Genomic DNA, 22,831 nt, shown 5'->3' with positions numbered 1-22,831 from the left:
ACGCGTGAAAAATGGTCCCGAACCCCCGTCCCCAGGGACCATTAAATATTTATAAAATCCCTTTTTATTTAACGTTTTTACGGTTATTATTAATATATTCAGGAGGATTATAAAAAGGGATGTATTATTCAGCAGTCGCATTGCTTGCGCTGACAATAAATGTGATCTTGAATCGAAAATCCATAATGAATATATTTGCAAAGACTGATGCACAGGATGCAGAACAGCAGGTGAAAGTGCGCTACAGTCATTTTTTGCATGCAATAAACTTATATTATCTGGTAGAGATAGCCTGGGGTATTCTCTATGAGAATCACAATAATCCCAAGCTGTTTACAATTATCTATATAAACACGGTCTTTTATTTCATTTTTATGCTTCTTACCATGCTGACCTGGGCGCGCTACATCGTTGCATATCTTGAAAGTGACGATATCAGGGCCGAGGTTATGACCGGCGCAGCGTGGTTTGCGTTCATAGCCGGGCTGATCTGTCTGATGTTCAACCGGTTTTATCATTTTATCTTTTCCTATAGTGATGATCATGAGTATATTCCGGAATCCGGAAGGCATACTATATATATTTTTATACTTGTTTTTTATTTGGGGATTGCTATCAGGATGTTTGTTGTTTCATGGAAATCTTCAGGACGACAAAGCGTCAGGTACAGGGCAGTGGCTTATACCAGTGTCGCATTTGGCGTTTTTATGTTCATGCAGATTCTGACTTCATTCTATCCTCTATATGTCATTGGGCTTTTGATTGGAACTTGTGTAGTGCATTCTTATGTGGAAGCGGGCGAGAAACAGGAAAAAGAGATCCAGGATAAAATCGCAACAGTAATGGCTGAAGATTATATCGCCATCTATTATATCAACGTAAATAATGGAGAATATCTTGAATACGCCGGAAGACAGAAAGAGTTTATGAACATGCCTTCGTCCGGAAAAGACTTCTTTACTGCATTCAAGGCAAACATTGAGCAAAATGCTTTTGACGAGGATAAAGGGGCTGCTGAAAGCTCTTTTACCAAAGAAACTATGATTGCAAATCTTGAGGGTAGACGTTCATTTTCCTGCAAATACAGGTTTATGGTGGGGGAAGAGCCGAGATTCTTCCTCGTTACTTATATGCGCGCAGGTAATGATAAGGAGCACATTATCTTTTACGAAAAAGACATTGAGGATGAACTCAGGGCTGAGAAAAAGCGCAAGGAGAGTCAGAAAAAGACCATTACATTTACTCAGATTGCAGAGAGCCTGGCATCCAACTATGATGAGATCTATTATGTTGATATTGCAACCTCGTCCTATGTGGGCTACGAATCAAACAATATCTATGGCCAATTGGAGATCAGCAATTCGGGAGAGGATTTCTATGCTGAATCTATGTCCAATATTCCTCAGATCATTCATAAACAGGATCGTGACATGTTGATTGAATTCATGGATAAGGACAATATGATCTCTGCTATGGAGAGCCGTAAGGTCCGCAGTATCGATTACCGTCTCATGGTGAACGGGAGATCTCGGTATACCAGGATGACTGTGCGTAAGAGCAGCGATGGAACGCACTTTATCATAGGTGTCGAGAATATTGACGATGAGATCAAAAAAGAAAAGCAGCATATGAAAGCTCTGAAAACTGAAAAAGAGCTCGCAAGGCGCGATGAACTTACCGGCATCAAGAACAAGACAGCGTATAAAGAGCTTGAGGAATCAGTGCAGAGCAATATTGATAATGGCATGGACTATCTGCCCTTTGCGCTCATTGTATGTGATGCAAACAACTTAAAAGAGATAAATGATACTCAGGGGCATGTTGCAGGTGATGAATATATCAAGGAATCTGCTAAGCTCTTGTGCAATATATTTAAGCACAGTCCAGTATTCAGGGTTGGCGGAGATGAATTTGTAGTGTTCCTTAGAGGCGATGATTATGACAGGAAGCAGGAGCTTATGGATAAGCTAAGGAGCCAGGTTCTTGAGAACAAAGAAAGTGGCACCGGGGCGGTTATTGCTTCGGGTATTGCTGAGTATGAACCGGAAAATGACAGCCTTGTTTCCGATATCTTAGATCGCGCAGACAAAGCAATGTATGAGAATAAGCAGAAGCTAAAAGCCACCGGCTGATAAAGCTTTGTACTGGAGTAAACATGCATGGATAAAAAGCCATTTATCTCTCTTAAAGTAAGAATTTCCATAGGCGTTGTTTCTGTGTGCCTTTTACTTGGGTTTTTGGCAGTTCTTTTGATGAACAGGATTGCAAGAGATATTGTTGATGAAGAGTACACCGATGATGCCGAGAGGATATCGAGAGCAGTTGTGAGCGCCCTTGACGTAGGCGATGTCAAAGAGCTTACAGATATTGTAATGGGCATTTATGAAGATGCCGGAGAAGTTGTACCCAGTACTGAGTGGGGGTCAGATGCCTGGAATAAGTACATGTCAAACTTTGAAGGCGTAGAAAGCCTTCCGGTATTTGGAAAACTAAGAAAGCGGCTCAGAGTATATCAGGAAATATTTGATGTCGAGTGCATATATATCATGCAGTTTAATAAAGCCGGTGATCATGCCATATACATAATTGATGCGGCTTACGAAAATGTATGTCCTCCCGGTGTTGTTGATTCATTTGTGGAAGGCTTCTGGCCGGATTCAACAGGACGTGCCATTCCCACAACCATAACCAATGAGGAAAGGTATGGCTGGCTTGTTACAGCAGCTTCTCCTGTTATGCTCGATAATGAAGTAGTTGCTTTTCTTTGTGTTGATATCTCTATGAATGAGATCAAGGCAAACGAGAGGGATTACGTTTTTATGACAGGTATTGCCATGGCCCTCTTTACTTTGCTCGTTCTGATATTCTCCCTGATATATTTAAACAGGAATATTTTCGGACCCGTGGCGCTTCTTAAGGATACGGCCAAAAACTACTGCTCAGAAAGCGGTGAGATCATCCACCATGAGTTTGAGAAGCTGTCTGTCAGGAACAACGATGAGATTTCGGACCTTCTTCTGTCCATGAAGCAGATGGAGGCAGACATGAATGCCAATATCACCGCTTTAATGGATACCAAGGTGGCGCTAAAGGCGACCGAGGAAAAAGCGAGTACCATGGAGGCGCTGGCAGTCAAGGATACCCTCACCGGTATTTGGAACAGACTGGCCTACGAAGATGAAATAAAGAAGCTCAACAAAGATATTCGTGAGGGCTTTACCGAGTTTGGAATAGCAATGATAGATCTTAATGATCTTAAGAAGATTAATGACACCTATGGTCATGAAAACGGAAACATTGCTATCAAAGGACTAAGCGCCATTATCTGTGATGTGTTCAAGCGCTCAAGGGTATTCAGGATTGGCGGTGATGAGTTCGTGGTCATCTTAAAGAAAAAGGACTTCAGGAATGTAGATAAGCGCATAGAGGACTTTAATGACAGGCTTACGAAGATTGCGGCGGACAGTATTCTAATGCCCTGGGAAAAGGTATCTGCTGCGATCGGCTATGCCATGTTTGACGATGATGACGATGTGACTGCCGAAGATGTTTTCAAAAAGGCCGACAAAGCCATGTACGAGAGAAAGACAGCTATGAAAGCGAAGCAGAACCTATAGCATTCTTCCTATATTCGTTCGGTGTTATTCCTTCTCTTTTCTTAAAGCAGTAGCAGAAGGCACTCTCATCTATAAAACCGCAGGAGAGAGCAATCTCTGAGATGGTCATGTTAGAATTGGACAGATTATATTTAGCCGCAGAAATGCGCGTCGATAAAAGAAACTGGTGTGGTGTCACGCCGGTTTCTTTTTTGTATTTCCTGTTGAAGTGGTAGGGCGATAACCCTGCCATATCTGCCATTTCCTCAAGAGTTATCTTCTTGCTGAAATTCTCTGTGAGAAAGGTGGTAACTTTCTTTATCCCATCTTCGTTTGCAGCGTCTTTTGAAGAAGGAGTGAGAGATAATTCCAGCAGCAGATTCCCTATCATAATGCTCATCTGTGCTTCGCTCAGAGACAGGTGCTGACTTATACCATCGAGGAGCTTTGACAAAACCTGGCGGGATGATTTGAAGTTTGAAAGAGCTATGATATTGCCCCTTTCTCTGACCAGATATTCGTAGTAGCTTCCTGCAAGCTTTCCGTCAAAGTGAAGCCATATAGTCTTGCAGCCTGTGCTTGTTCTGTAGGCATGAGGCCTGTAGCAGTCCAGTATAATGGCATCACCCTTGGCTGCTGTGACATATTTTCCATCCAGCAATATTTCCATAGTACCGTTTTCTATCAGGATGACTAGATAGCTGTCATAGCGATTTCTTTCAAGAGAATAACCCGGCTGGTATTCAAATCCTCCGATGACAGTCGGATACAGGAAAAGAGCCTTCGCAGCAGCTGTGGGTGTATATATAAAATACTGAGAGTCCTTAGCTATTTTTTCTTCAGTTGTGAACATGATGAGCCTCCGGGAGTGTATAGCAATTTATTTATATTATAAAGCAAGTTTATCAATTGAGAAAGTCCCACTATTATCTTATGCTCAAGATAGATATAAGCTATTACAGCGATTTTACCTGAGGGAGAACGACATGGACACAGTAAAGATTTGGGAAGAAAAGCTTGAGATACCAACCTACGAGATCGGAGAAGCAGACATAAACCCGATGTTCCTCGAAAAGAGAGTATATCAGGGAAGCAGTGGCAAGATTTATCCATACCCTGCAACTTCAACAATAAGCAGGCAGAAAAAGGACAAGGAGTGGAACGTTGTCTTTTTGGAGAACAGATACTTAAAAGTCATGGTAATGCCTGAGCTCGGAGGAAGGATCCAGAGAGCACTCGATAAGACTAACGGATATGACTTTGTCTATTATAACCATGTGATAAAGCCGGCGCTTGTTGGACTTACCGGCCCCTGGATATCAGGCGGTATAGAGTTCAACTGGCCTCAGCACCACAGACCAACCACCTACATGAAGGTTGAGCACAGGATGCGCGATAATGCTGACGGCTCCAAGAGCCTTCTTCTGGGTGATGTGGACAGGATGTACGGAACAAGGGTCATCACTACCATAACTCTGTATCCTGACAAGGCATACATCGAGATTGAGGGACAGCTCTACAACAGAACGCCTCTTCCTCAGACCTTCCTTTGGTGGGCCAATCCGGCTGTCTCCGTCAACGACAACACCCAGTCCGTTTTCCCGCCGGATGTCCATTCGGTCTACGACCATGGTAAAAGAGCTGTCTCAAGATTTCCAATCGCAACCGGCACCTACTATAAGCATGACTACAGCGCCGGTGTTGATATTTCAAGATACAAAAACATACCCGTGCCGACTTCCTACATGGCAGAGCATTCCGACTATGACTTCGTGGGCGGATACGACTACGGCAAGGAAGCAGGTCTTTTGCATGTTGCAGATCATCACATTTCGCCTGGCAAGAAGCAGTGGACCTGGGGATGCGGTGATTTCGGAAAGGCGTGGGATAGGAACCTTACGGATGAAGATGGTCCGTACATTGAGCTGATGACAGGTATGTACTGCGACAACCAGCCTGATTTTGCGTGGCTTATGCCCTTTGAGGAAAAGAAATTCAAGCAGTACTTCATGCCCTACAAAAAGGCCGGTTACGTCAAGAATGCCAGCACTGATGCGGCGGTAAATCTTGAGGTTACGGACAAAGAAATAAAGGCATGTGTTTATGCCACTGGAGAACTTTCAGGTGCGAAGGTACTTGTAACTTGTGATGGAAAAGAGATATTGAGCGAGATGGCGGATATCTCTCCTGAGAAAGTTTTTGAGAGAAGCATTCCCGTAGCCGGTGCTGATAAGTACAGGGTCAGGATTGCAGTGATCTATGAGGGGAAAGAGCTTGTCTCTTATCAGGAAAAAGACTGCGGAATCCCAAAGCTTGCTGAGCCTGCCAAGGCTGCGAAAGCGCCAAAGGATATCCTTAGTAATGAGGAACTGTATCTTACGGGGCTTCACATTGAACAGTACAGGCATGCTACCTGGCTTCCGGATGATTACTATTTGGAGGGACTAAAGAGGGATGAAGGAGACATCCGTATAAATAACGCATACGGAATGTTGCTCCTTAGAAGAGGAGAGTTTGCAAAGGCAGAAGGATACTTCAGAAAGGCGATAGAAAGGCTCACTCTTCTTAATCCCAATCCTTATGACAGTGAGGCGTATTATGACTTGGGGCTGAGTCTGTTTTATCAGGATAAATTTGATGAGGCCTATGATGCCTTCTACAAGGCAACCTGGACCAGTGCCCAGCAGGAGATGGCTTTCTACTATCTCTCTGTGATCGCCTGCAGGAGAAAAGCCTATGAAGAGGCGCTTTCGTTTGCAGAAAAGAGCCTTATAAAGAACAGCGAAAACATCAAGGCAAGAGGCTTAAAGGCAGCACTTTTGTTGGCGCTTGGAAGAGATGAAAAGGCGCGGGAGTACCTGGAAGAGAACCTCGGGGTGGATGCCTTTGACTTTGTGTCGAGATGTCTTTTGACAAAAACCGGCGATGGCTACGGCGAGGAGAAGATAACCGGGGACATAGAGAATTTCCTGCAGACAGCAAGAGACTTTGCGGAATATGGCATGTATGATGCGGCGGTGGAAGCGCTGGATGCATGCCCTGATAAGAGCCCTTTAAATTACTATTACAAGGCGTTTTATCTTGATAAGCTGGGAGAAGGCGATGCGGCAAAGAAGGTGCTCAGAGATGCGGAAGGCGCCGACTTCAGGTACTGCTTCCCCAATAAGCTCGAGGACCTCAAGGTACTGGAAAAGTGCATAGAGCTCAATCCTGATGGCGCTAAGGCCTATTATTACCTTGGGTGCCTGTACTACGACAAGCTGGGGTATGAGAAGGCTGTTAAGTTCTGGGAGAAGTCAAAAGAGCTTGATGATACCTTCCCGACTGTGTTTAGAAACCTCTCAATAGCGTATTATAATAAGTGTGGTGATAAAGACAGAGCAAAACAGTGCATTGAGAGAGCGTTTGATCTTGATAAGAGCGATGCGAGAGTGTTCCTTGAGCTTGATCAGCTCTACGCAAGACTGGGAGTGGCGCCGAAAGAGAGGCTTTCAAGGTTTGAGGAGAACCTTGAGATTGTTAAGGCGAGAGATGACCTCTATACGGAGTATGTGACTCTTCTTAACATCTGTGGCAGGTATGATGATGCACATCAGAAGATAACGAGCCATGATTTCCAGACCTGGGAAGGGGCCGAGGGCAAGATCACCTCGCAGTTTAAGATATCCCTTTTTATGCTGGCAAAGACTGCGCTTGATAAAGGAGATGCAAACGGCGCAGCAAAGCTCATAGAAGAAGCATTGTCCTACCCTGAGAATCTTGGTGAAGGAAGGCTTGAGGGTACTAAGGACAACAACCTTTATTACCTTCTGGGCAGGTGCTACAAGGCGCTTGGAGATGAGGCCGGGGCAAAAGAGTGCTTTGAGAAATCAACGCTAGGTGAATCAGAGCCTGCGGGAATGATGTATTACTACGATCAGCCTGCGGACATGATCCTGTTTCAGGGCCTTGGCTTTAAAGAGCTTGGTGATGAGATGGCTGCCAATGCCAGGTTCTATAAGCTTTTGGACTTTGGCGAGCACCATGTAAACGATAAATTTGTAATGGATTATTTTGCAGTTTCCATGCCGGATATGTCAGTGTTTGATGCGGATATGGATGTTAAGAATAAGGTGCACTGCTACTATCTGATGGGACTAGCAAATATGGGAATAGGTGACGGAAAAAGAGCTGCCGGGTGGTTTGAGAAAGCTCTTTTACTTGATAAGAATCATCAGCTTGCAGCGCTGTACCTGGGGCTGTGTAAGTGACGGAGATCTGTGATGAGAGAATTTAAAAGTCTTGCCGGAGAGTGGAATGTGCGCCTTATGGATGGTGGCACTTTTGCAGCGACTCTTCCGGGAACGCTGGATACAAATGGCATAGGACATGAGGATAAGCTGACGGGCAAGCTCCACCAGGGTGAAGACTATGTGGAGAATAAGGCTCTTGTTACGGAGGATGTGATCGCCACAAGGCTTACCAGAAAGCACACCTACGAGGGAAAGGTCTGCTTTTCGCGGACGTGGGAAGGTGATGTGGCAAGTGGGAAAAGGTACTTTCTCAGGGCCGAGAGAGCAAGAGTACTGGGACTTCGTGTGGATGGAAAAGAGATTCCTGCGCTTTCCGGAAGTCTTTCAACGCCGTATGTGTTTGAGGTTACGGATGTTCTGCGTGATGGCGCACTTATTGAACTTTCATCGGATAACAGCTACGAGGGGCTTCCCAGAGATAACATTGTCTACTCCTCGGCTGCCACGGATGAGACCCAGACCAACTGGAACGGGATCGTTGGGGAGTTGGGGATAGAGACTTTAGAGCAGAATTTCATTGAAAGTGTCAGAGTGTATCCGAGAAGTGAAGAAGGCGCCGGCAAGTGGCTGCTGGATGTGCAGGTTACTGTGGACTGTGCAGATGCTTTTGAGGGGGAGCTGGAGCTTTGTTTTGATGAGCTTTCTGTAGCTAAGGAGCTGGAGATTTCCTGCAAGGTGGACAGGAGCTCTTTTGAAACGCAGGTATGCGTGGAAGTGCCTAAAGACCTGCTCTGGGATGAGAACTGCGGAAAGGTTATTCACGTAAGGGCAAAGCTTTTGGGGGATGAGTTTGTAACTGCCTTTGGCGTCAGGAGCTTTGAGGACATTGAGGGGCATTTGTGCCTTGGCGGACGTAGGATTTTCCTGCGGAGCGAAGCAAACTGCGCGGTATTTCCTGAGACCGGCCATCCGCCCATGGATACAGAGTCCTGGAAAGAGATAATAAAGACCTACATGGGCTATGGAGTCAACTGCTTAAGATTTCATTCTCACTGCCCGCCGGAGGCTGCCTTTTATGCGGCTGATGAGCTTGGAGTGCTGATGCAGCCTGAGCTATCCCACTGGAACCCTAAGGATGCGTTTTCCGCTCCGGAGGCAGCGGCCTATTATGAAAAAGAGCTCAGGGAGATACTTAAGATTTACGCAAATCATCCATCTTTCGTGATGCTTACCTTTGGAAACGAATTGCAGGCAAAAGAGGACGGGATGAAGGTGGCATACAGGCTCCTTGATCTGTGCCACGAGATGGATAAAACCAGGCTGTTTGCCTTTTCTTCAAATGCTTTTTATGGGGAGAAGGGGGCTGATTCGGAGAGCGATTTTTATACTTCGAGTTCATTTGGGGATACTCCCATGAGAGCGACTTTTGCCGGGATGAAGGGGTATCTGAACAGCGACTATCCTGATGCAAAGCACGACTACGCAGATACGGTGAAAGAGATCAGAAAGAGCTTCGACAAACCTGTCTTTAGCTTTGAAGTGGGGCAGTATGAGGTTCTGCCTGACTTTGGCGAAATCGAGGATTTCCGCGGAGTAACAGCGCCGGGTAATCTTGAACTGATAAAGAAAAAAGTTAAGGAGAAAGGGCTTCTTGATGGTTGGAAGAGGCGCGTTGAAGCAACAGGTGAGCTTTCACTTCTTAGCTATCGTGAGGAGATCGAAGCAGCTCTTAGGACTGAAGGCTACAGCGGAATTTCTCTGCTGGGACTTCAGGATTTTCCGGGGCAGGGCACGGCTCTTGTCGGGATGATGAACTCTCACCTTAAGGCTAAGCCCTACAGCTTTGCTGCGCCGGAGAGGTTTAGGAGTTTCTTTAAAGAGGCGCTTCCGCTGGTGCTTCTGGATAAGTATACCTTTGTTGATGGCGAAAGTCTGAAAGCGGTAATTAAGTTTTCAAACTATTCCAAGGGAGATATCACAGGAAGGCTTATTGTAAGGATTTCAGAAGGGGAGAAAGCTCTTTTGACAAAAGAGTTTGATGAGGTAACCTGTGGGCAAGGAGAGCTTGGTGAGGTTGGAGAAATCGAGGCTGAGCTGATGCTGGCTGATCCGGAGAGAAGTGCTGAGATTACTGTTTATGTATCTTTTGCAGGATATGATAATTTCTACAAGATTTACGTTTACACAAGGGAAAGCCAGAACCCTGTTAAGCCTGACTGCGTCTACGAATGCAGGTCATTGGATGATAAGGCAAAAGAGATTTTGGAAGAAGGCGGAATTGTTTTCCTTGCGCCGGATTCCACAAGTGAGGCGCTTCCTGAGTCGGTAAAGAGTTCCTTTACCACGGACTTTTGGTCTGTGGGAACTTTCAGCTCTCAGGAGGGAACCATGGGGCTTCTGATAGATGATGAGCATCCTTTGTTCAGAAATTATCCGACAAAGTTTTACCCGGGCTATCAGTGGTTTGTTCAAAGTTCACAGAGAGCTCTTTTGCTGCCGGAGGGAGTGCGGAGCATAGTTACTGTTATGGACTGCTACGCATATCTTCGCAACATGGGAATGCTTGTGGAGTACAGATGCAAAAAGGGCCGGATATTTGTTTCATCCATGGGACTGCACAATCTGCTTGACTATCCGGAGTGCAGAGCTCTTTTGACTGCGATATACAGATACCTTGCGTCGGATGAATTTGATCCACAGCAAGAGATGTGAGTCAGTGGGGACGTTTCAGTTTGACTCAAAATGAGTCAAACTGAAACGTCCCCACTGACTCTTTGTTGACTGGGTTGCCCTGCCACAAAAATATTTATTTCTTGCCGCACATTTTATATGATTAATTCGTTATACATTACAGAGGGGAGGAAAAGACGAAGTCCATGGATATTGAAGAACAGTACGACAAAATTTTTCGCTTCTGCTATTACAGAGTTCACAATACAGATACTGCGCAGGATCTGACTCAGGAGACGTTTCTTCGCTTCATGAACAGCAGCTATGAAGAGCGCGGCGAGCAGTTACGTTTTCTTTACACAATAGCCAGAAACCTCTGTATTGATGAAAGCAGGAAAGCCCAAATGGAGGAGCTTCCCGAGGACTATTCCGATGAGGGGGATGGGGCTGAGGACCTTATAAGAAGAATGGATGTAAATGCGGCCCTTGATAAAATGCCGGAAGAGGACAGAGAGCTTCTAATCTTAAGATATATGAACGAGGTACCACTTTCGGATATCTGCAAGATAATGGGCATTTCAAGATTCGCTCTCTACAGGAAGCTGAATTCAGTAAAAAGAGATTTCATAAAGCTGATGGAAGGAGGTAATCTCCATGAGTAAAAACATAAAAAGAATGATGGCCGATGCAGCGCCGAAGCCTGACCTTGCAAAGAAAGATGCATTTATACGTGAGTTTGGGAAAAAGAGCAGGCAGGAACCCAGCATCTTTGACATCATAAAAAGCCAGATTTCATATATCAGAATGCCCGTGTGGATCGCATCATTTGCAGCGCTGTTTGTTGCCGCTTTTGGGATGGCTTCAAACAGGGAAATGCTCTTTTGGGTAGCTGCGATAATGCCCTTTGTGTCAGCGATTGCGGTATTTGACACCATGCGCTGCCGAATGTACGGGATGGATGAACTCGAGGGAGCGACAAGGATTTCCGGAAGAGGAATACTCTTTGCAAAGCTCATATGCATTGGAAGCGTGCATATAGCTCTTTTGCTCATACTCACAGTAGTTATAGGCAGGAGAAGCGTATATGGGATTGCCATGACAGGAGCCATCATCACTTTGCCGTATCTTATTTCTTCCATAGCCAGCATGATCCTGGAGAGAACAGAAATCGGAAGAAGGAATGCATTTGGTTGTGTTCTGGTTTCTGCTATGACGTCGGTAATGATGCTTGCCATCAAAGATGAGAAAGCTCTTTTTGCGCAGAATTACAGATGGGTATGGTTTGTACTGCTTGCAGTATTTGTCGTACTGGAATGCATTCAGATTAAAAAGACATTTCGTTTGGAGGAGTATCAATGGAACTGAAAATTGATCGCTTAACTAAGCAATATAAGAATAAGATTGCGGTGGACAGAGTCTCTTTATCTCTGACCAAGGGAGTTACGGGGCTGCTGGGCGCCAACGGCGCAGGAAAGACAACACTCATGAGGATGATCTGCGGAATCCTTGTGCCCACAAGTGGCGATATCACTTATGACGGCGTTCTGGTTTCGGAGATGAGCTATCGCGACGTTTTGGGGTATTTGCCTCAGGATTTTGGATATTACCCTGAGTTCAGCGGAAGAGATTTTTTGATGTATTTCTCTGCACTTAAGGGACTTGATAAAAAGGCCGCCAAGGCAAGAACACAGGAGCTTCTTGAAATGGTGGGACTTTCTGATGTTGCGTCAAAAAAGATAAAGACCTACTCCGGCGGTATGAAGCAGCGTATCGGGATTGCGCAGGCGCTCATAAACAGACCGGAAGTGCTGATCCTGGACGAGCCCACAGCGGGACTCGATCCCAAGGAGAGAGTGCGATTTCGTAACCTTATTGAGGAGATTGGAAAGGAGAGTATAGTTCTTTTGTCCACGCACATCGTATCTGACATTGAACACATCGCTGATAAGGTTATCATGATGAAATCCGGACAAATCATCTGGCAGGGACCATGGGGCGAGGAAGACGGAAGCCTTGAAGACTTCTATCTTAAGGAATTTGGAGAGGAGAGCTGATGATGGGGAAAAAGAGCTTGTTTGGCACACTTTTCTTTTACGAGATAAAAAAGATTTTAAAGAACAGATTTACGGTTGTTCTGCTGATCGTTATGACGATCTATTCGCTTATGCAGGGAGTGTTCCAGTCCGAGCAGATGGGCGATTATGCGGATAGAACCAGGGAGCTGAAGATGGCAATTGACGGTCGGGAAATTGATGATTCGCTTCTTGCGGAGCTCTATGATGCAGCCGATGAATACGGAGTCTTTTGGAATGAGACCAACTGCACTTATGAGGCGCTCTGCGACTGGGTGAGGAAGATAGTTGATTACGGAAGACCGATTGCTGATTATGATGCCGATACAATTTATCAGATCAGGAAGGGCACTATCTATGAGGGCATGGAGCTGTGCGCTCTGACGGATGGTGAGAGGCAGTATTGGGAAGATAAGGAAGCACATGTTGCTAAGCCTTTGGTGTGGCATTCTTTTGATGAGATGTATGGACTGTTTGATATTGTTCAGTCGACGCCGCTCATTATGCTGTTTGTGATAACTCTTTTGCTGAGCCAAATTTATGCAGGTGAGGTAAAAGACAAAACGGATCCGCTTCTGCGCTGTACCAGGGGCGGATGGGGTGTAACCTATGTCGCGAAGATATCGGCAGCAGTCGTAAGTATCTTTTTGCTGACAGTTTTATTTGGCGGAATATCTGTTGGTACGAGCGTGGCTTTGTGGGGTAGCAATGGTTGGAATGCTATGGTGCAGAACCTTATGCCTCTGACCTCTACACCTATGACTATGGGAGCGTTCTTTGGAAGGCAGGTTCTGGTGGCTTTTGCAGCTTGTCTTTTCTTGACAATTGCTACGTGCTTTTTATCCGAGTGCCTGAACAACCCGGTTGTAGTAATGGGTGCAGTCTTTGGCGGATTCCTTCTGATCCTTGCCGGCGCAAGGCAGATACCGATGGTCATTCGCCCTCTGTCCCAGCTTCTGTACCTGCTCTCGCCAATCGACATGGCATCTCCGAACGTGTTGTATGAATTCAGGCTTGTGGGCTTTGGCGGACACTACCTGACAGCCCTTCAGTTCGCGCCGATACTGTATCTGGTGATGTCAGTTGTGGCGGTAGTGGTTGGATATTTTATTTACTTGAGAAGAAATAAGGTGTGAGTCAATGGGGAGTCAGTGGGGACGGTTCTCTTTGACTCCCTTTTTTGATGATCAAAAGGTATAGAAGACCTAAGCAAAAGGGAGTCAAAGAGAACCGTCCCCACTGACTCCCCATTGACTCATTGATTCCCCGGAGTGCATTTTCGAAAATTATGTGATATCATTTTCGCGTAGAAAAAAGTTTTGTTTCTAATCGGGGAAAATGGGGTATGAAAAATAGGAAGTGGACTATGCGCCGGGCCGTTATTGGGCTGGTTATAGGTTGTACGCTTTTTGCAATCGTTGCACAGACGGTTGTTTTTGAGGTGATCTCCAGGCAGCAGATAAGGAGAGAATCTCTTCTCAATAATGACGAGACGCTTCAGAGGATTGAGGCGGAGCTCGATTCTTACATTCATGGCAATATCGTCAAGATGCAGACCATATATACCGAGACGGATATGGTCTATGCCATGAGGCATTCCCAGAAAAACAAAAAAAGACTTCTTGATTATTACTGGACCGCGTGGCATTTATCTGAGCGCAGGTTCGATTCTGATGACCAGCTTCTTGCCATGTATATCTATGACAATGATGATACTCTGGTCAGTTCCTGGAGAAAGCAGCCCTACAATTATCCCCATGATCTTTATAATGCAGAGCAGTACGTAAACGTGGTGCATCTAAAGAACTATCTCCGCTCTGATGACTATTCAGTCCTGTTATCCGGCTACCACAATGAAGCTGCGGACACTGACGTTATCAGGTTTGTGTTAAAGCTCCACACCTATGACGGAGACAGGGCACAGTTCGGCTATCTGATCTGTGATTACAGCACCCAGAACATAGCAAATATCATGAGTAAGTACATCTCTTCAAGAGATGTTTATGTCTGGCTCCAGCCCCAGGGGGATTCACCCATCACCCAGGTTGGTAATACCACAAAGGAGGAGAGCAAGCTCTTTTCCGACCTCACGAAATTTGTGGCGACTTCATCGGATTCTTTTCCAAAATTTGATGACGAGTATGGCTCTTTTTACTTAAACAGCAGACAGTCGGAGAAGTACAATCTCCACCTTATCATGCTCACACCACAGTCCCTGATGATGCACACCCAGAGCGCTCTTGCAAGAATGCTGATCGTTATCGCGGTGTTTATCATTTTGGTAACGCTCCTGTTTGGAGCCGCCATTTCAGGATACATCTACCGCCCGGTGGAGCAGCTTTCCAACACCATCATCAAGATCAAAAACGGCGAGACAGACCTGAGGGCCAAGACAGATGGCTGGAGCGAGGAGCTCAAGGTCATGGGCGATGAGTTTAACGAGATGCTGGATCAGATAGGACGCATGGTGCAGGATGAGTATGAGGCCAAGGTCCTGATGGAGCGCACCCAGTACAAGGTCCTTCAGGCCCAGATAAACCCGCACTTTCTCTATAACACCTTAGATACTATGAGCGGAATCGCAGCGTCTCAGGACTGCACTCTGGTCAGTGGCCTTTGCCAGTCCCTGTCAGCGATATTCAGATACAGCCTTGATATTTCCGACACCCAGTCAACATTGCAGCAGGAGATGGCCCACGTCAGGAACTATCTCTACGTAATGGATGTCAGAAATGGTAACACCATTAAGTACAACTATCAGATTGACTCGGATACTCTTGATGACAACATTCCGAGGATCACACTGCAGCCCATCGTTGAGAATGCACTTCAGCACGGCCTTCGCAACACACGCAGGAAGGATAAAGAGCTGACGATTTCCGCCACGCACAAAGACGGGCTCTTACAAATAACCATTGAAGACAACGGCGCAGGCATGGATGCCGAGGCTATGAACGAGCAGCTTGCGAAAGCTGACATCGGAAGAATAGAAATGGGGCGTTCCATCGGTGTAATGAATGTAAATGCCAGAGTAAAAAGCGTCTACGGAGAAGGCTTTGGCATTCACTACGAAAGCAATCCCGATTGCGGAACGAAGGCAATTATTGTGCTGCCCATTGTAAAAGAGGAGGCAAAGGATGAACGCGAAGTACAAGGTTTTGTCAGCTGACGACGAACTGTGGAGTCGTGAAAATATAAGACGAATGCTGTCCTGGGAGGATTACTCAATAGACTTTCTGGAGCCTGCCTGCGACGGCGAAGAAGTCCTAGAGAGGATCCCAAAAGAAAAACCGGACATTGTCATAACGGACATCAACATGCCATTCCTTGGAGGTCTTGAGCTGCTTGATAAGATACACAGCCAGTATCCGGACATCATAACTCTGGCAGTAAGCGGCTATGATGACTTCCAGAAGGTAAAGGGTGTATTCATGTCAGGAGGAATCGACTATCTCTTAAAGCCCGTTGGCAGAGAACAGCTGGCCCATTCTCTTAGTAAGGCTCTTAAGACCCTTGAAGAGCGCGAGATCCAAAAGGCGGAAAAAGAGGACAGTATCCTGCGTGATAACTACGTCTCATCCTTCCTTGAAGACGACGAGTTCTCATCTCTTTTAAACGGCAAGCTCTTCAGACCCGGCAAGGAATCCCATGTGCCAAGTACAAAGGTCTTTTCCGAAATATCAACGATACTGGTTAAGTTCCACGACGTAGAGGTGCTTAAGCAGAACTACCAAAAGGACGTCCTTAAGATGTCCTACGACATGAAGAAGCGCCTAAGGGACCTGATAGATGCCGAGAAGTCAATTGTCTTTAACTACACCGACAAGGTCAACGAATTCATAATCGAGCTCAATGCGACGCCGGCAAGGCTTAAGTTTATCGCAGACAGGATACTTGAGGCTTTCCCTGTTGAGAGTCAGGGACCGGTCACGATCGTGATCCACGACCAGGCAAGCTCTCTTGATGACATCGCTACCGTCTATCGCGAGATGATAGCAGAGCTGGTGACAAGGCCCTTTGGAAGGCAGCACAGCATAATAACCTGCAGTCCAAGCGGCAAGAAGCAGAAGGTTAACGAGCGCTTTACCGACAGGGTGGAAGCCCAGATTACAAGCAGCCTTAGTGCCAGAGATATCAAACAGGCAAAAAACATAATCACGGAAAGCGCAGGTCTCGACAGGTGCGACAGCGCAGGCTGGAGCCTTTTGGAGGTTACCCAGTTCACCACAAGGGCCATCAACGCTATAGCAGATGCTGACAAAAATGCAGACAGTCGCAGCTACGAGGAGGTTCAGGATGCCATAGCCTACGGCCTAAGGACCCTGAGCAAAGACATCATCATGGAGAACATTGACCTGGCGCTGGAAATCGCACAGGGCACGGAAACAACAGAGACCACATCCATCAATAATCAGGTGGAGAGCGTTCATGAATACATCAGCGAGCACTTCGCAGAGCATTTATCGCTATCAGACCTTGCAGAGCAGTTCTTTGTGGAGGCCAGCTATTTGTCCCGCAAGTTCTCGCAGAAATACGGCGAGACCATTACGGCCTATATAACCAGGTGCAGGATGGATAGGGCAAAAGAGCTGATGAAGGAGCCACAAAATAAGCTCGAGGTAATCTCTTTTACCGTAGGATATGATGACTATAACTATTTCAGCCGCGTATTCAGGCGCTTTGAGGGCATAAGCCCCAGCGAGTTCAGAAAAAATGTTGCAGGCATAGAAGATTGACAATTTTGTATTTTTTCAAAAAAGTGATAGTAAGATTTTCTAAAATGTGCTAATTGTCAAAAAACTTAATTGATAAAATAGCTTCGTAAACAGGAATGGGGAAAAAACTGTTTACGAAGCTTTTTTTGTTCAAAGGGAGGAGTATCACGGTGTTCAACCATAGAAAAATCACACCTTTCATAACTACATTTGCCTTATCGGCTCTGCTACTGTTTAGCGGCTGTGGAGCCGATGGTAAGGCAGCTATCGACACAACAGATGGCGTGACCAATATCCTTGACTACGTAAGTGTTGACTTCGACGGCAAAAACGGGGAAGGAACTGCTTTTGTAAACGTAGACTACGACGGCATCGAGACCGAGATGGTAGGAGGTGAAGAGAAGATAAAAGAGCTAAGCGATGTGGAAGATCTTGCAGAGCTCACTAAATACATTAACGCTGTTTCATCAATCTCTTTTACCATCGACAAGAATAAAGAGCTCTCCAACGGAGATCAGGTCATAGTCACAGTTACGTATGACAGCAGCGCTGCAGAGGCAGCAGGAGTAGTGTTCGGGGAACAGAAGAACAAGATATATGTGGTAAAAGGTCTTAAGAATTAAGGTTCCAAATTCGGCCCGCGGATGGCTCGGACCGGTAAAAATACTTACTTTCAAATATACAAAGGAGGGTTACAAAGACTATGAAAAAGAGAATCAAAAGGTTGGGATCACTGCTGATGGCAGGCGTTCTGGCAGCATCACTTGTTACAGGTTGCGGAAGCGCTGCAGGCGGAGCATCTTCAGGATCAGCTTCGGGGGGGCGGATCTGACAAGATCAAGATCGGTGTTTCAATTTGGAGTTCCACAGACGTTCTTGGAAGCCAGTGCAAAAAGATTGTTGACAAGGCAGCTAAGGCTAACGGCGTTGAAGTTCAGTATGTTGACCAGGCACACGTTTCAGAGCAGGTTACAGCATCAGTTGAGCAGCTCTGCGCAGCAGGATGCCAGGGTATCATCATTTGTAACTCAGCTGATTCCGAGATGACATCAGCAATCAATACCTGTACAGAGCATGGCGTTTACATCGCACAGTTCTTCCGTATCATTTCTCAGGAGAACAGCCCTGAGGTTTACAAGACAGCTTGCAACTCCAAGTACTATGTTGGTGCAGTTCATGAGGACGAAGTAACAAACGGTTACACACTTGTTAATCTCCTTCTTGAGAACGGCGACAGAAACGTTGGACTTGAGGCTTGGACAGTTGGTGATGCTACATTCCAGCTTAGATGGAAGGGCTATCAGCAGGCAATCGATGAGTGGAATGCTTCACATGCAGATGATCCTGCAACAATCACAGAGCCTGTTTACGCTAACACATCTTCAGAAGAAGGCGCTGCAGCAGCTATGTCTTTATACAACTCAAATCCCGGAATGGACGCTCTTATCGTAGCAGGCGGCGGTGGAGATCCTCTTGTAGGTTCAATCGGTGCTTACGCAAATGAAGGCCTCACAGGCAAGATCGACGTTGTATCAACAGACTTCCTTGATGACCTTGCAGATCAGCTCAAGTCAGGCGGAATGTTTGCTGAGTCAGGCGGACACTTCTGCGATCCACTGTTTGCATTCTATCTCGTACTTAACGCAGTTAAGGGTAATTATGTAAAGGAGGAAGGCACATTTGGTTATGAGATCCTGTTCCCGTATCTCTACGTATCATCGCCCGATGATTACGCGAACTATGAGAAGTACTTCGTAAATGACGATCCTTATACAGACGAAGAGCTCGTTGAGATGGCAAGTTACAGCTTCGAAGATCTGAATAAGGCAGCTTCTAATCTTTCAATCAACGACGTTATTTCACGTCACAGCAACTAATAGTTAATTTGCAGCCGTATCCTCCGCCATCCGGAGGGTACGGTTTATGTAAGAGAAATCTCTTTTCATAAAAAAAGCACCCTTAGGGAGGAGTGTATGAGTAACTTTAAAAAATTCAGGCAGAGCCACTGGTACGGGCTGGTGATGCTGGCCGTTATCACCTTTGTTTTCTGGGCGTTTTTTAAGATCCTTGCCCCCGATACTTTCGGTGATTTCAATAAACTTCAGACTTATCTAAAGACAGCTCTCTACTATGCTGTAGGCGGCTGTGGTCTTTATTTTATCTGCGTAATGGGACCCTTTGATATGAGCGTTGGTGCAAACATCGTGCTTTCATCGGTGCTTGCCGTAAATATGAGCGAACGTTTCGGATATGCGGGACTTCTTATAGCGCCCCTTATAAGCGGCACTTTGGTTGGCCTGCTGAACGGACTTGTATATATAAAGCTTAAGATTTCATCACTTATCGTAACCGCCGGACTTTCTCTGGTTTACGAGGCTCTTTCAATTTTTGCAACCAACGGAAAAGAGGCTATCCTCTCCCCAAGTTACAGGGCCTTTGGTGACTATCCCGGAAACCTGATCCTTGCTCTTTTGGCGTTCTTTTTCTGCGGATTCATCCTTAAATACACCAAGATCGGAACCTATACCTATGCCATCGGCTCCAATGAAGTTGTTGCCGGAAACATGGGTGTTAACGTTGATAAATACAAGGTTGTGGCATTTGTCCTTTGCGGATTCTTTGTAGGAATCGAGTCAATCCTGACAATCTCCTACGGAACTTCCATGACCAGTGCATCAAACCTTGCTTCCATGAGCCGAAACTTCCCGCCTCTTATGGGAACCTTCTTTGGCCTTGCCTTTAAAAAGTACGGACATCCTGTCATCGCTATTGTTGTGGGCGAATTCATAATCCAGCTCCTGTTCCAGGGGTTCGTCGCTCTTGGCGCGCCCACAACAGTGCAGAATATCGTAACAGGTATTGTGCTGCTTGCTATCGTAACCATGACCATCAAGCCCGTTAAAGGCGCAGTTGTTAAGTAAGGAGGAGAGATATGAGCGAGGTTATACTTCATGCCGAGAAGATCGACAAGAGCTTCGTTGGCACACATGCCATAGATCATGTCACTCTGGACTTTTACAAGGGTGAGATCCATGCGCTGATCGGAGAGAACGGATCCGGTAAATCCACGTTTACATCATGTCTTACAGGAATTTACCACAAGGATTCCGGAACGTTTACTCTTTTGGGAAAAGAGGTTAATGCAAAAAATCAGGTTGACGGAAACTACCAGGGTGTTGCTATCATCGTGCAGGAGACAGGTACACTTTCAGGTCTTACCGTTGCCGAGAATATCTTCCTCGGAAAAGAGGATGAGTTCACAAAGTTCAATGTAAAGAACACCAAGGCCATGAACAAAAAGGCCCAGGAACTTTTAAACTCTTACGGCTTTGATTACATCAAGGCTACAGACATCATAGACAAATATAACTTCGAGGACAGAAAGCTCATCGAGATTGTAAAGGCGACATACTTTAAGCCCCAGGTCCTCATCGTTGATGAGACCACCACTGCACTTGGTGAGAAGGGAAGAAAAGAGCTTTTCAAAGTAATGAAGGATGTTAAGGACGACGGAAGATGCGTCATCTTCATATCCCATGACCTTGATGAAGTTCTTGAGCAGTCAGACAACGTAAGCGTACTCAGAGACGGAGAATATATTGATACTGTAAAGAGCAGCGATGTGACTACCGATGACCTCAAAAAGTTAATGGTAGGTCGTGAGATGAGTGGAAATTACTATCGCGCAGATTATGGGGAACCGATTTCTGATGAGGTTGTTCTGCGGGGGGAACACCTTACGGTTCCCGGCGAGATCGAGGACTTTTCCATAGAGCTGCATAAGGGCGAGATCATCGGAATCGGAGGCCTTTCGGAGTGCGGAATGCACGAGGTTGGAAAAGCTCTTTTCGGAGCATCCTATGACAGAGAAGGCACCGTTACCACTGCTGATGGCACACAGATAAAAGACATTAAGACAGCCATTGATCACAGCATAGCCTATGCTTCAAAGGACAGATCCACAGAGTCGCTGGTCATCAACGACACCATTCAGGATAACATCACGCTTCCATCCCTTGAGGACATCAAGAGAAATCACATCCTTCATGCCAAGGATGAGAGGGCATTTGCAGAGAAATATGCAAAACAGATGAGTACCAAGATGGTTGGCGTTCACCAGTTTATGTCAGCTCTTTCCGGAGGAAACAAGCAGAAGGTTGTCCTTGCAAGGTGGATCGGTAAGAATTCGGATATCATCATTCTGGATTCACCGACAAGAGGAATCGATATCAGGGTTAAAGCTGATATCTACCAGATGATGGACAAAATGAGAAAGAGCGGAAAGTCCATTATCATGATCTCCGAGGAAATCTCAGAGCTTCTTGGAATGGCTGACAGGATCATCATCATGAAAGACGGTCGTCAGAATGGTGAATTTTTGAGGCATGAAGGTCTTAAGGATACAGACCTTATTGCGAAGATGGTTTAAGGGGGGAGGCCGGTTATGGATACAGAGAAAAAAGTAAAATTATCATTGATGAATCAGCCTCTTTTCAGGACGGTAATGCCATTTGCAGGATTCATCTTTATTGTAGTTTTATTCGCAATCTTAACAGGGGGTCAGCTTTACACCCCTGGTAACTTAAAGCTTTTGCTGTCACAGTCCTATGTGCTTCTTATAGCATGCGTTGGCGTATTCATGGTAATGACCATGGGAGGCCTTGATTTCTCACAGGGCTCAATGCTGGGTGTTTGCTCGGTTGTCATATGTTTTTTGTCAAACATAAACATTGTGCTGGCAATCCTGTGCGGAGTTTTGACAGGTGGACTTATAGGAATTGTAAACGGATTCTTTAACGTAAAGAGAAAGATCACATCCTTCATCGTTACTATCTGTAACATGTATCTGCTTCGCGGAATGGTTGCCTATGCTACCACAAAGAGCCCGGTTTACGGTGTTTCCAATATTACCTCTTACAACACCATGGGCTTTAACCTGACATTTACAATTGTGATTCTGCTGGTTGCATTTGCAGTGTTCAGATACACAGGCCTTGGCAACAGGCTTAAGGCCATCGGCGCAGGCGAGACTGCAGCCCGTTTTGCAGGTGTAAGAGTTGAAAAGACAAAGATGCTGATCTACATGGCAGCAGGCATGATCACAGGCCTCGCAGCATTCATCAACAGTATCAAGGTTGGTTCTGTTACATCAACAGCAGGAAATCAGCTTGAAACACAGATCATGATCGCTCTGGTACTTGGCGGAATGCCGGTCAACGGCGGAGCTAAGGTAAGGTTCTACAACATTATCCTTGGTGCGCTGACATATAAGATCCTTACAGCCGGACTAGTTATGCTGGGAATCGAGCCAAAGACCCAGCAACTCATTATGGGTATTGTGTTCCTTGTGATGGTTGCAGTATTTGCCGACAGAGAAACCGGTATGATCGTAAAATAATTTGAAAATTAAGCTGGGGGCGAATGGTCCCTGGGGACGGAGTCAAGGGGTCATTTTCAGAATACTTTTATAGCATTTTGTTAATTGTATGAAAATGACCCCTTGACTCCGTCCCCAGGGACCATTTTGTGATATCATTTTTAGGGGA

17 protein-coding genes are annotated in these 22,831 nt (G+C 45.8%); 16 read left to right on the top strand and 1 reads right to left on the bottom strand.

The features are described 5' to 3' along the window. Positions 1-185: 185 nt before the first annotated feature. Together G589_RS0104080 and G589_RS0104075 are read left to right on the top strand one after the other, a co-directional pair. Positions 186-2,132 carry a diguanylate cyclase gene (locus G589_RS0104080; protein ID WP_242826412.1) on the top strand — a complete coding sequence of 649 codons (1,947 nt, stop codon included), beginning with the start codon at positions 186-188 and terminating at the stop codon, positions 2,130-2,132. Positions 2,133-2,159: 27 nt separating this feature from the next. After that, on the top strand, positions 2,160-3,617 hold the full coding sequence (locus tag G589_RS0104075; protein ID WP_026521210.1) for a GGDEF domain-containing protein: 1,458 nt from the start codon (positions 2,160-2,162) through the stop codon (positions 3,615-3,617). Here the strand turns inward: G589_RS0104075 and G589_RS0104070 are convergent. Further along, entirely contained in the window at positions 3,592-4,449 is an 858-nt protein-coding gene (locus G589_RS0104070) for an AraC family transcriptional regulator (protein ID WP_026521209.1), read from the bottom strand. The two genes, G589_RS0104075 and G589_RS0104070, sit on opposite strands and share 26 nt — an antisense overlap. Positions 4,450-4,582: 133 nt before the next feature. Here G589_RS0104070 and G589_RS0104065 point away from each other — a divergent pair, with 133 nt between their 5' ends. From G589_RS0104065 to G589_RS0104005, 14 genes are all read left to right on the top strand, one after another. Further along, positions 4,583-7,846, top strand: a complete 3,264-nt coding sequence (locus G589_RS0104065) for a DUF5107 domain-containing protein (RefSeq protein ID WP_026521208.1) — start codon at positions 4,583-4,585, stop codon at positions 7,844-7,846. 12 nt (positions 7,847-7,858) lie between these two features. After that, entirely contained in the window at positions 7,859-10,540 is a 2,682-nt protein-coding gene (locus tag G589_RS0104060) for a glycoside hydrolase family 2 TIM barrel-domain containing protein (protein WP_026521207.1), read from the top strand. 164 nt (positions 10,541-10,704) lie between these two features. After that, positions 10,705-11,160, top strand: coding sequence for an RNA polymerase sigma factor (locus G589_RS0104055; RefSeq protein WP_026521206.1), 456 nt, complete (start codon positions 10,705-10,707; stop codon positions 11,158-11,160). Beyond that, positions 11,153-11,863 (top strand): hypothetical protein, encoded by a 711-nt coding sequence (locus G589_RS0104050; RefSeq protein WP_026521205.1) that lies wholly within the window; start codon positions 11,153-11,155, stop codon positions 11,861-11,863. The genes G589_RS0104055 and G589_RS0104050 overlap by 8 nt, the downstream gene beginning before the upstream one ends. Continuing rightward, positions 11,854-12,552 carry an ABC transporter ATP-binding protein gene (locus G589_RS0104045; protein ID WP_026521204.1) on the top strand — a complete coding sequence of 233 codons (699 nt, stop codon included), beginning with the start codon at positions 11,854-11,856 and terminating at the stop codon, positions 12,550-12,552. The genes G589_RS0104050 and G589_RS0104045 overlap by 10 nt, the downstream gene beginning before the upstream one ends. Continuing rightward, positions 12,552-13,706 carry a hypothetical protein gene (locus G589_RS0104040; RefSeq protein WP_026521203.1) on the top strand — a complete coding sequence of 385 codons (1,155 nt, stop codon included), beginning with the start codon at positions 12,552-12,554 and terminating at the stop codon, positions 13,704-13,706. Before G589_RS0104045 ends, G589_RS0104040 begins: the two co-directional genes overlap by 1 nt. 209 nt (positions 13,707-13,915) lie before the next feature. After that, positions 13,916-15,739 (top strand): cache domain-containing sensor histidine kinase, encoded by a 1,824-nt coding sequence (locus G589_RS18865; protein ID WP_081668928.1) that lies wholly within the window; start codon positions 13,916-13,918, stop codon positions 15,737-15,739. Further along, the gene (locus tag G589_RS0104030; protein WP_026521202.1) at positions 15,708-17,306 is read left to right on the top strand and encodes a response regulator transcription factor; all 1,599 of its coding nucleotides are present in this window, start codon (positions 15,708-15,710) and stop codon (positions 17,304-17,306) included. Before G589_RS18865 ends, G589_RS0104030 begins: the two co-directional genes overlap by 32 nt. A 149-nt stretch (positions 17,307-17,455) precedes the next feature. Further along, positions 17,456-17,908, top strand: coding sequence for a hypothetical protein (locus G589_RS0104025; protein WP_026519717.1), 453 nt, complete (start codon positions 17,456-17,458; stop codon positions 17,906-17,908). A gap of 80 nt (positions 17,909-17,988) precedes the next feature. After that, complete coding sequence (locus tag G589_RS22330) at positions 17,989-18,117, top strand: hypothetical protein (protein WP_255344668.1); 129 nt, start codon at positions 17,989-17,991, stop codon at positions 18,115-18,117. Continuing rightward, positions 18,071-19,162 (top strand): sugar ABC transporter substrate-binding protein, encoded by a 1,092-nt coding sequence (locus G589_RS18860; RefSeq protein WP_051192183.1) that lies wholly within the window; start codon positions 18,071-18,073, stop codon positions 19,160-19,162. Before G589_RS22330 ends, G589_RS18860 begins: the two co-directional genes overlap by 47 nt. Before the next feature lie 96 nt (positions 19,163-19,258). Continuing rightward, a complete protein-coding gene (locus G589_RS0104015) occupies positions 19,259-20,206 on the top strand; it encodes an ABC transporter permease (RefSeq protein WP_026521201.1) in 948 nt (315 codons plus the stop codon). Between the two features lie 11 nt (positions 20,207-20,217). Continuing rightward, positions 20,218-21,714 (top strand): sugar ABC transporter ATP-binding protein, encoded by a 1,497-nt coding sequence (locus tag G589_RS0104010; RefSeq protein ID WP_026521200.1) that lies wholly within the window; start codon positions 20,218-20,220, stop codon positions 21,712-21,714. 15 nt (positions 21,715-21,729) lie between these two features. Further along, positions 21,730-22,683, top strand: coding sequence for an ABC transporter permease (locus G589_RS0104005; protein WP_026521199.1), 954 nt, complete (start codon positions 21,730-21,732; stop codon positions 22,681-22,683). Positions 22,684-22,831 lie beyond the last annotated feature (148 nt).

Origin of the sequence: Butyrivibrio sp. VCB2001 (assembly GCF_000423965.1) — a bacterium.
In the GTDB taxonomy this organism is placed as follows: Bacteria; Bacillota; Clostridia; order Lachnospirales; family Lachnospiraceae; genus Butyrivibrio.
The sequence above is the reverse complement of the archived record's forward strand: the minus strand, read 5'-3'. Positions and strand labels throughout refer to the sequence as shown.

What these genes read in the sequence shown, in the direction of transcription:
- G589_RS18865 (WP_081668928.1), top strand. Translation starts at nt 13,916, where the DNA reads ATGAAAAATAGGAAGTGGACTATGCGCCGGGCCGTTATTGGGCTGGTT.
- G589_RS0104030 (WP_026521202.1), top strand. Translation starts at nt 15,708, where the DNA reads ATGAACGCGAAGTACAAGGTTTTGTCAGCTGACGACGAACTGTGGAGT.
- G589_RS0104005 (WP_026521199.1), top strand. Translation starts at nt 21,730, where the DNA reads ATGGATACAGAGAAAAAAGTAAAATTATCATTGATGAATCAGCCTCTT.
- G589_RS22330 (WP_255344668.1), top strand. Translation starts at nt 17,989, where the DNA reads ATGAAAAAGAGAATCAAAAGGTTGGGATCACTGCTGATGGCAGGCGTT.
- G589_RS0104045 (WP_026521204.1), top strand. Translation starts at nt 11,854, where the DNA reads ATGGAACTGAAAATTGATCGCTTAACTAAGCAATATAAGAATAAGATT.
- G589_RS0104040 (WP_026521203.1), top strand. Translation starts at nt 12,552, where the DNA reads ATGATGGGGAAAAAGAGCTTGTTTGGCACACTTTTCTTTTACGAGATA.
- G589_RS0104075 (WP_026521210.1), top strand. Translation starts at nt 2,160, where the DNA reads ATGGATAAAAAGCCATTTATCTCTCTTAAAGTAAGAATTTCCATAGGC.
- G589_RS0104080 (WP_242826412.1), top strand. Translation starts at nt 186, where the DNA reads ATGAATATATTTGCAAAGACTGATGCACAGGATGCAGAACAGCAGGTG.
- G589_RS0104010 (WP_026521200.1), top strand. Translation starts at nt 20,218, where the DNA reads ATGAGCGAGGTTATACTTCATGCCGAGAAGATCGACAAGAGCTTCGTT.
- G589_RS0104060 (WP_026521207.1), top strand. Translation starts at nt 7,859, where the DNA reads ATGAGAGAATTTAAAAGTCTTGCCGGAGAGTGGAATGTGCGCCTTATG.
- G589_RS0104065 (WP_026521208.1), top strand. Translation starts at nt 4,583, where the DNA reads ATGGACACAGTAAAGATTTGGGAAGAAAAGCTTGAGATACCAACCTAC.
- G589_RS0104055 (WP_026521206.1), top strand. Translation starts at nt 10,705, where the DNA reads ATGGATATTGAAGAACAGTACGACAAAATTTTTCGCTTCTGCTATTAC.
- G589_RS0104015 (WP_026521201.1), top strand. Translation starts at nt 19,259, where the DNA reads ATGAGTAACTTTAAAAAATTCAGGCAGAGCCACTGGTACGGGCTGGTG.
- G589_RS0104070 (WP_026521209.1), bottom strand. Translation starts at nt 4,449, where the DNA reads ATGTTCACAACTGAAGAAAAAATAGCTAAGGACTCTCAGTATTTTATA.
- G589_RS0104050 (WP_026521205.1), top strand. Translation starts at nt 11,153, where the DNA reads ATGAGTAAAAACATAAAAAGAATGATGGCCGATGCAGCGCCGAAGCCT.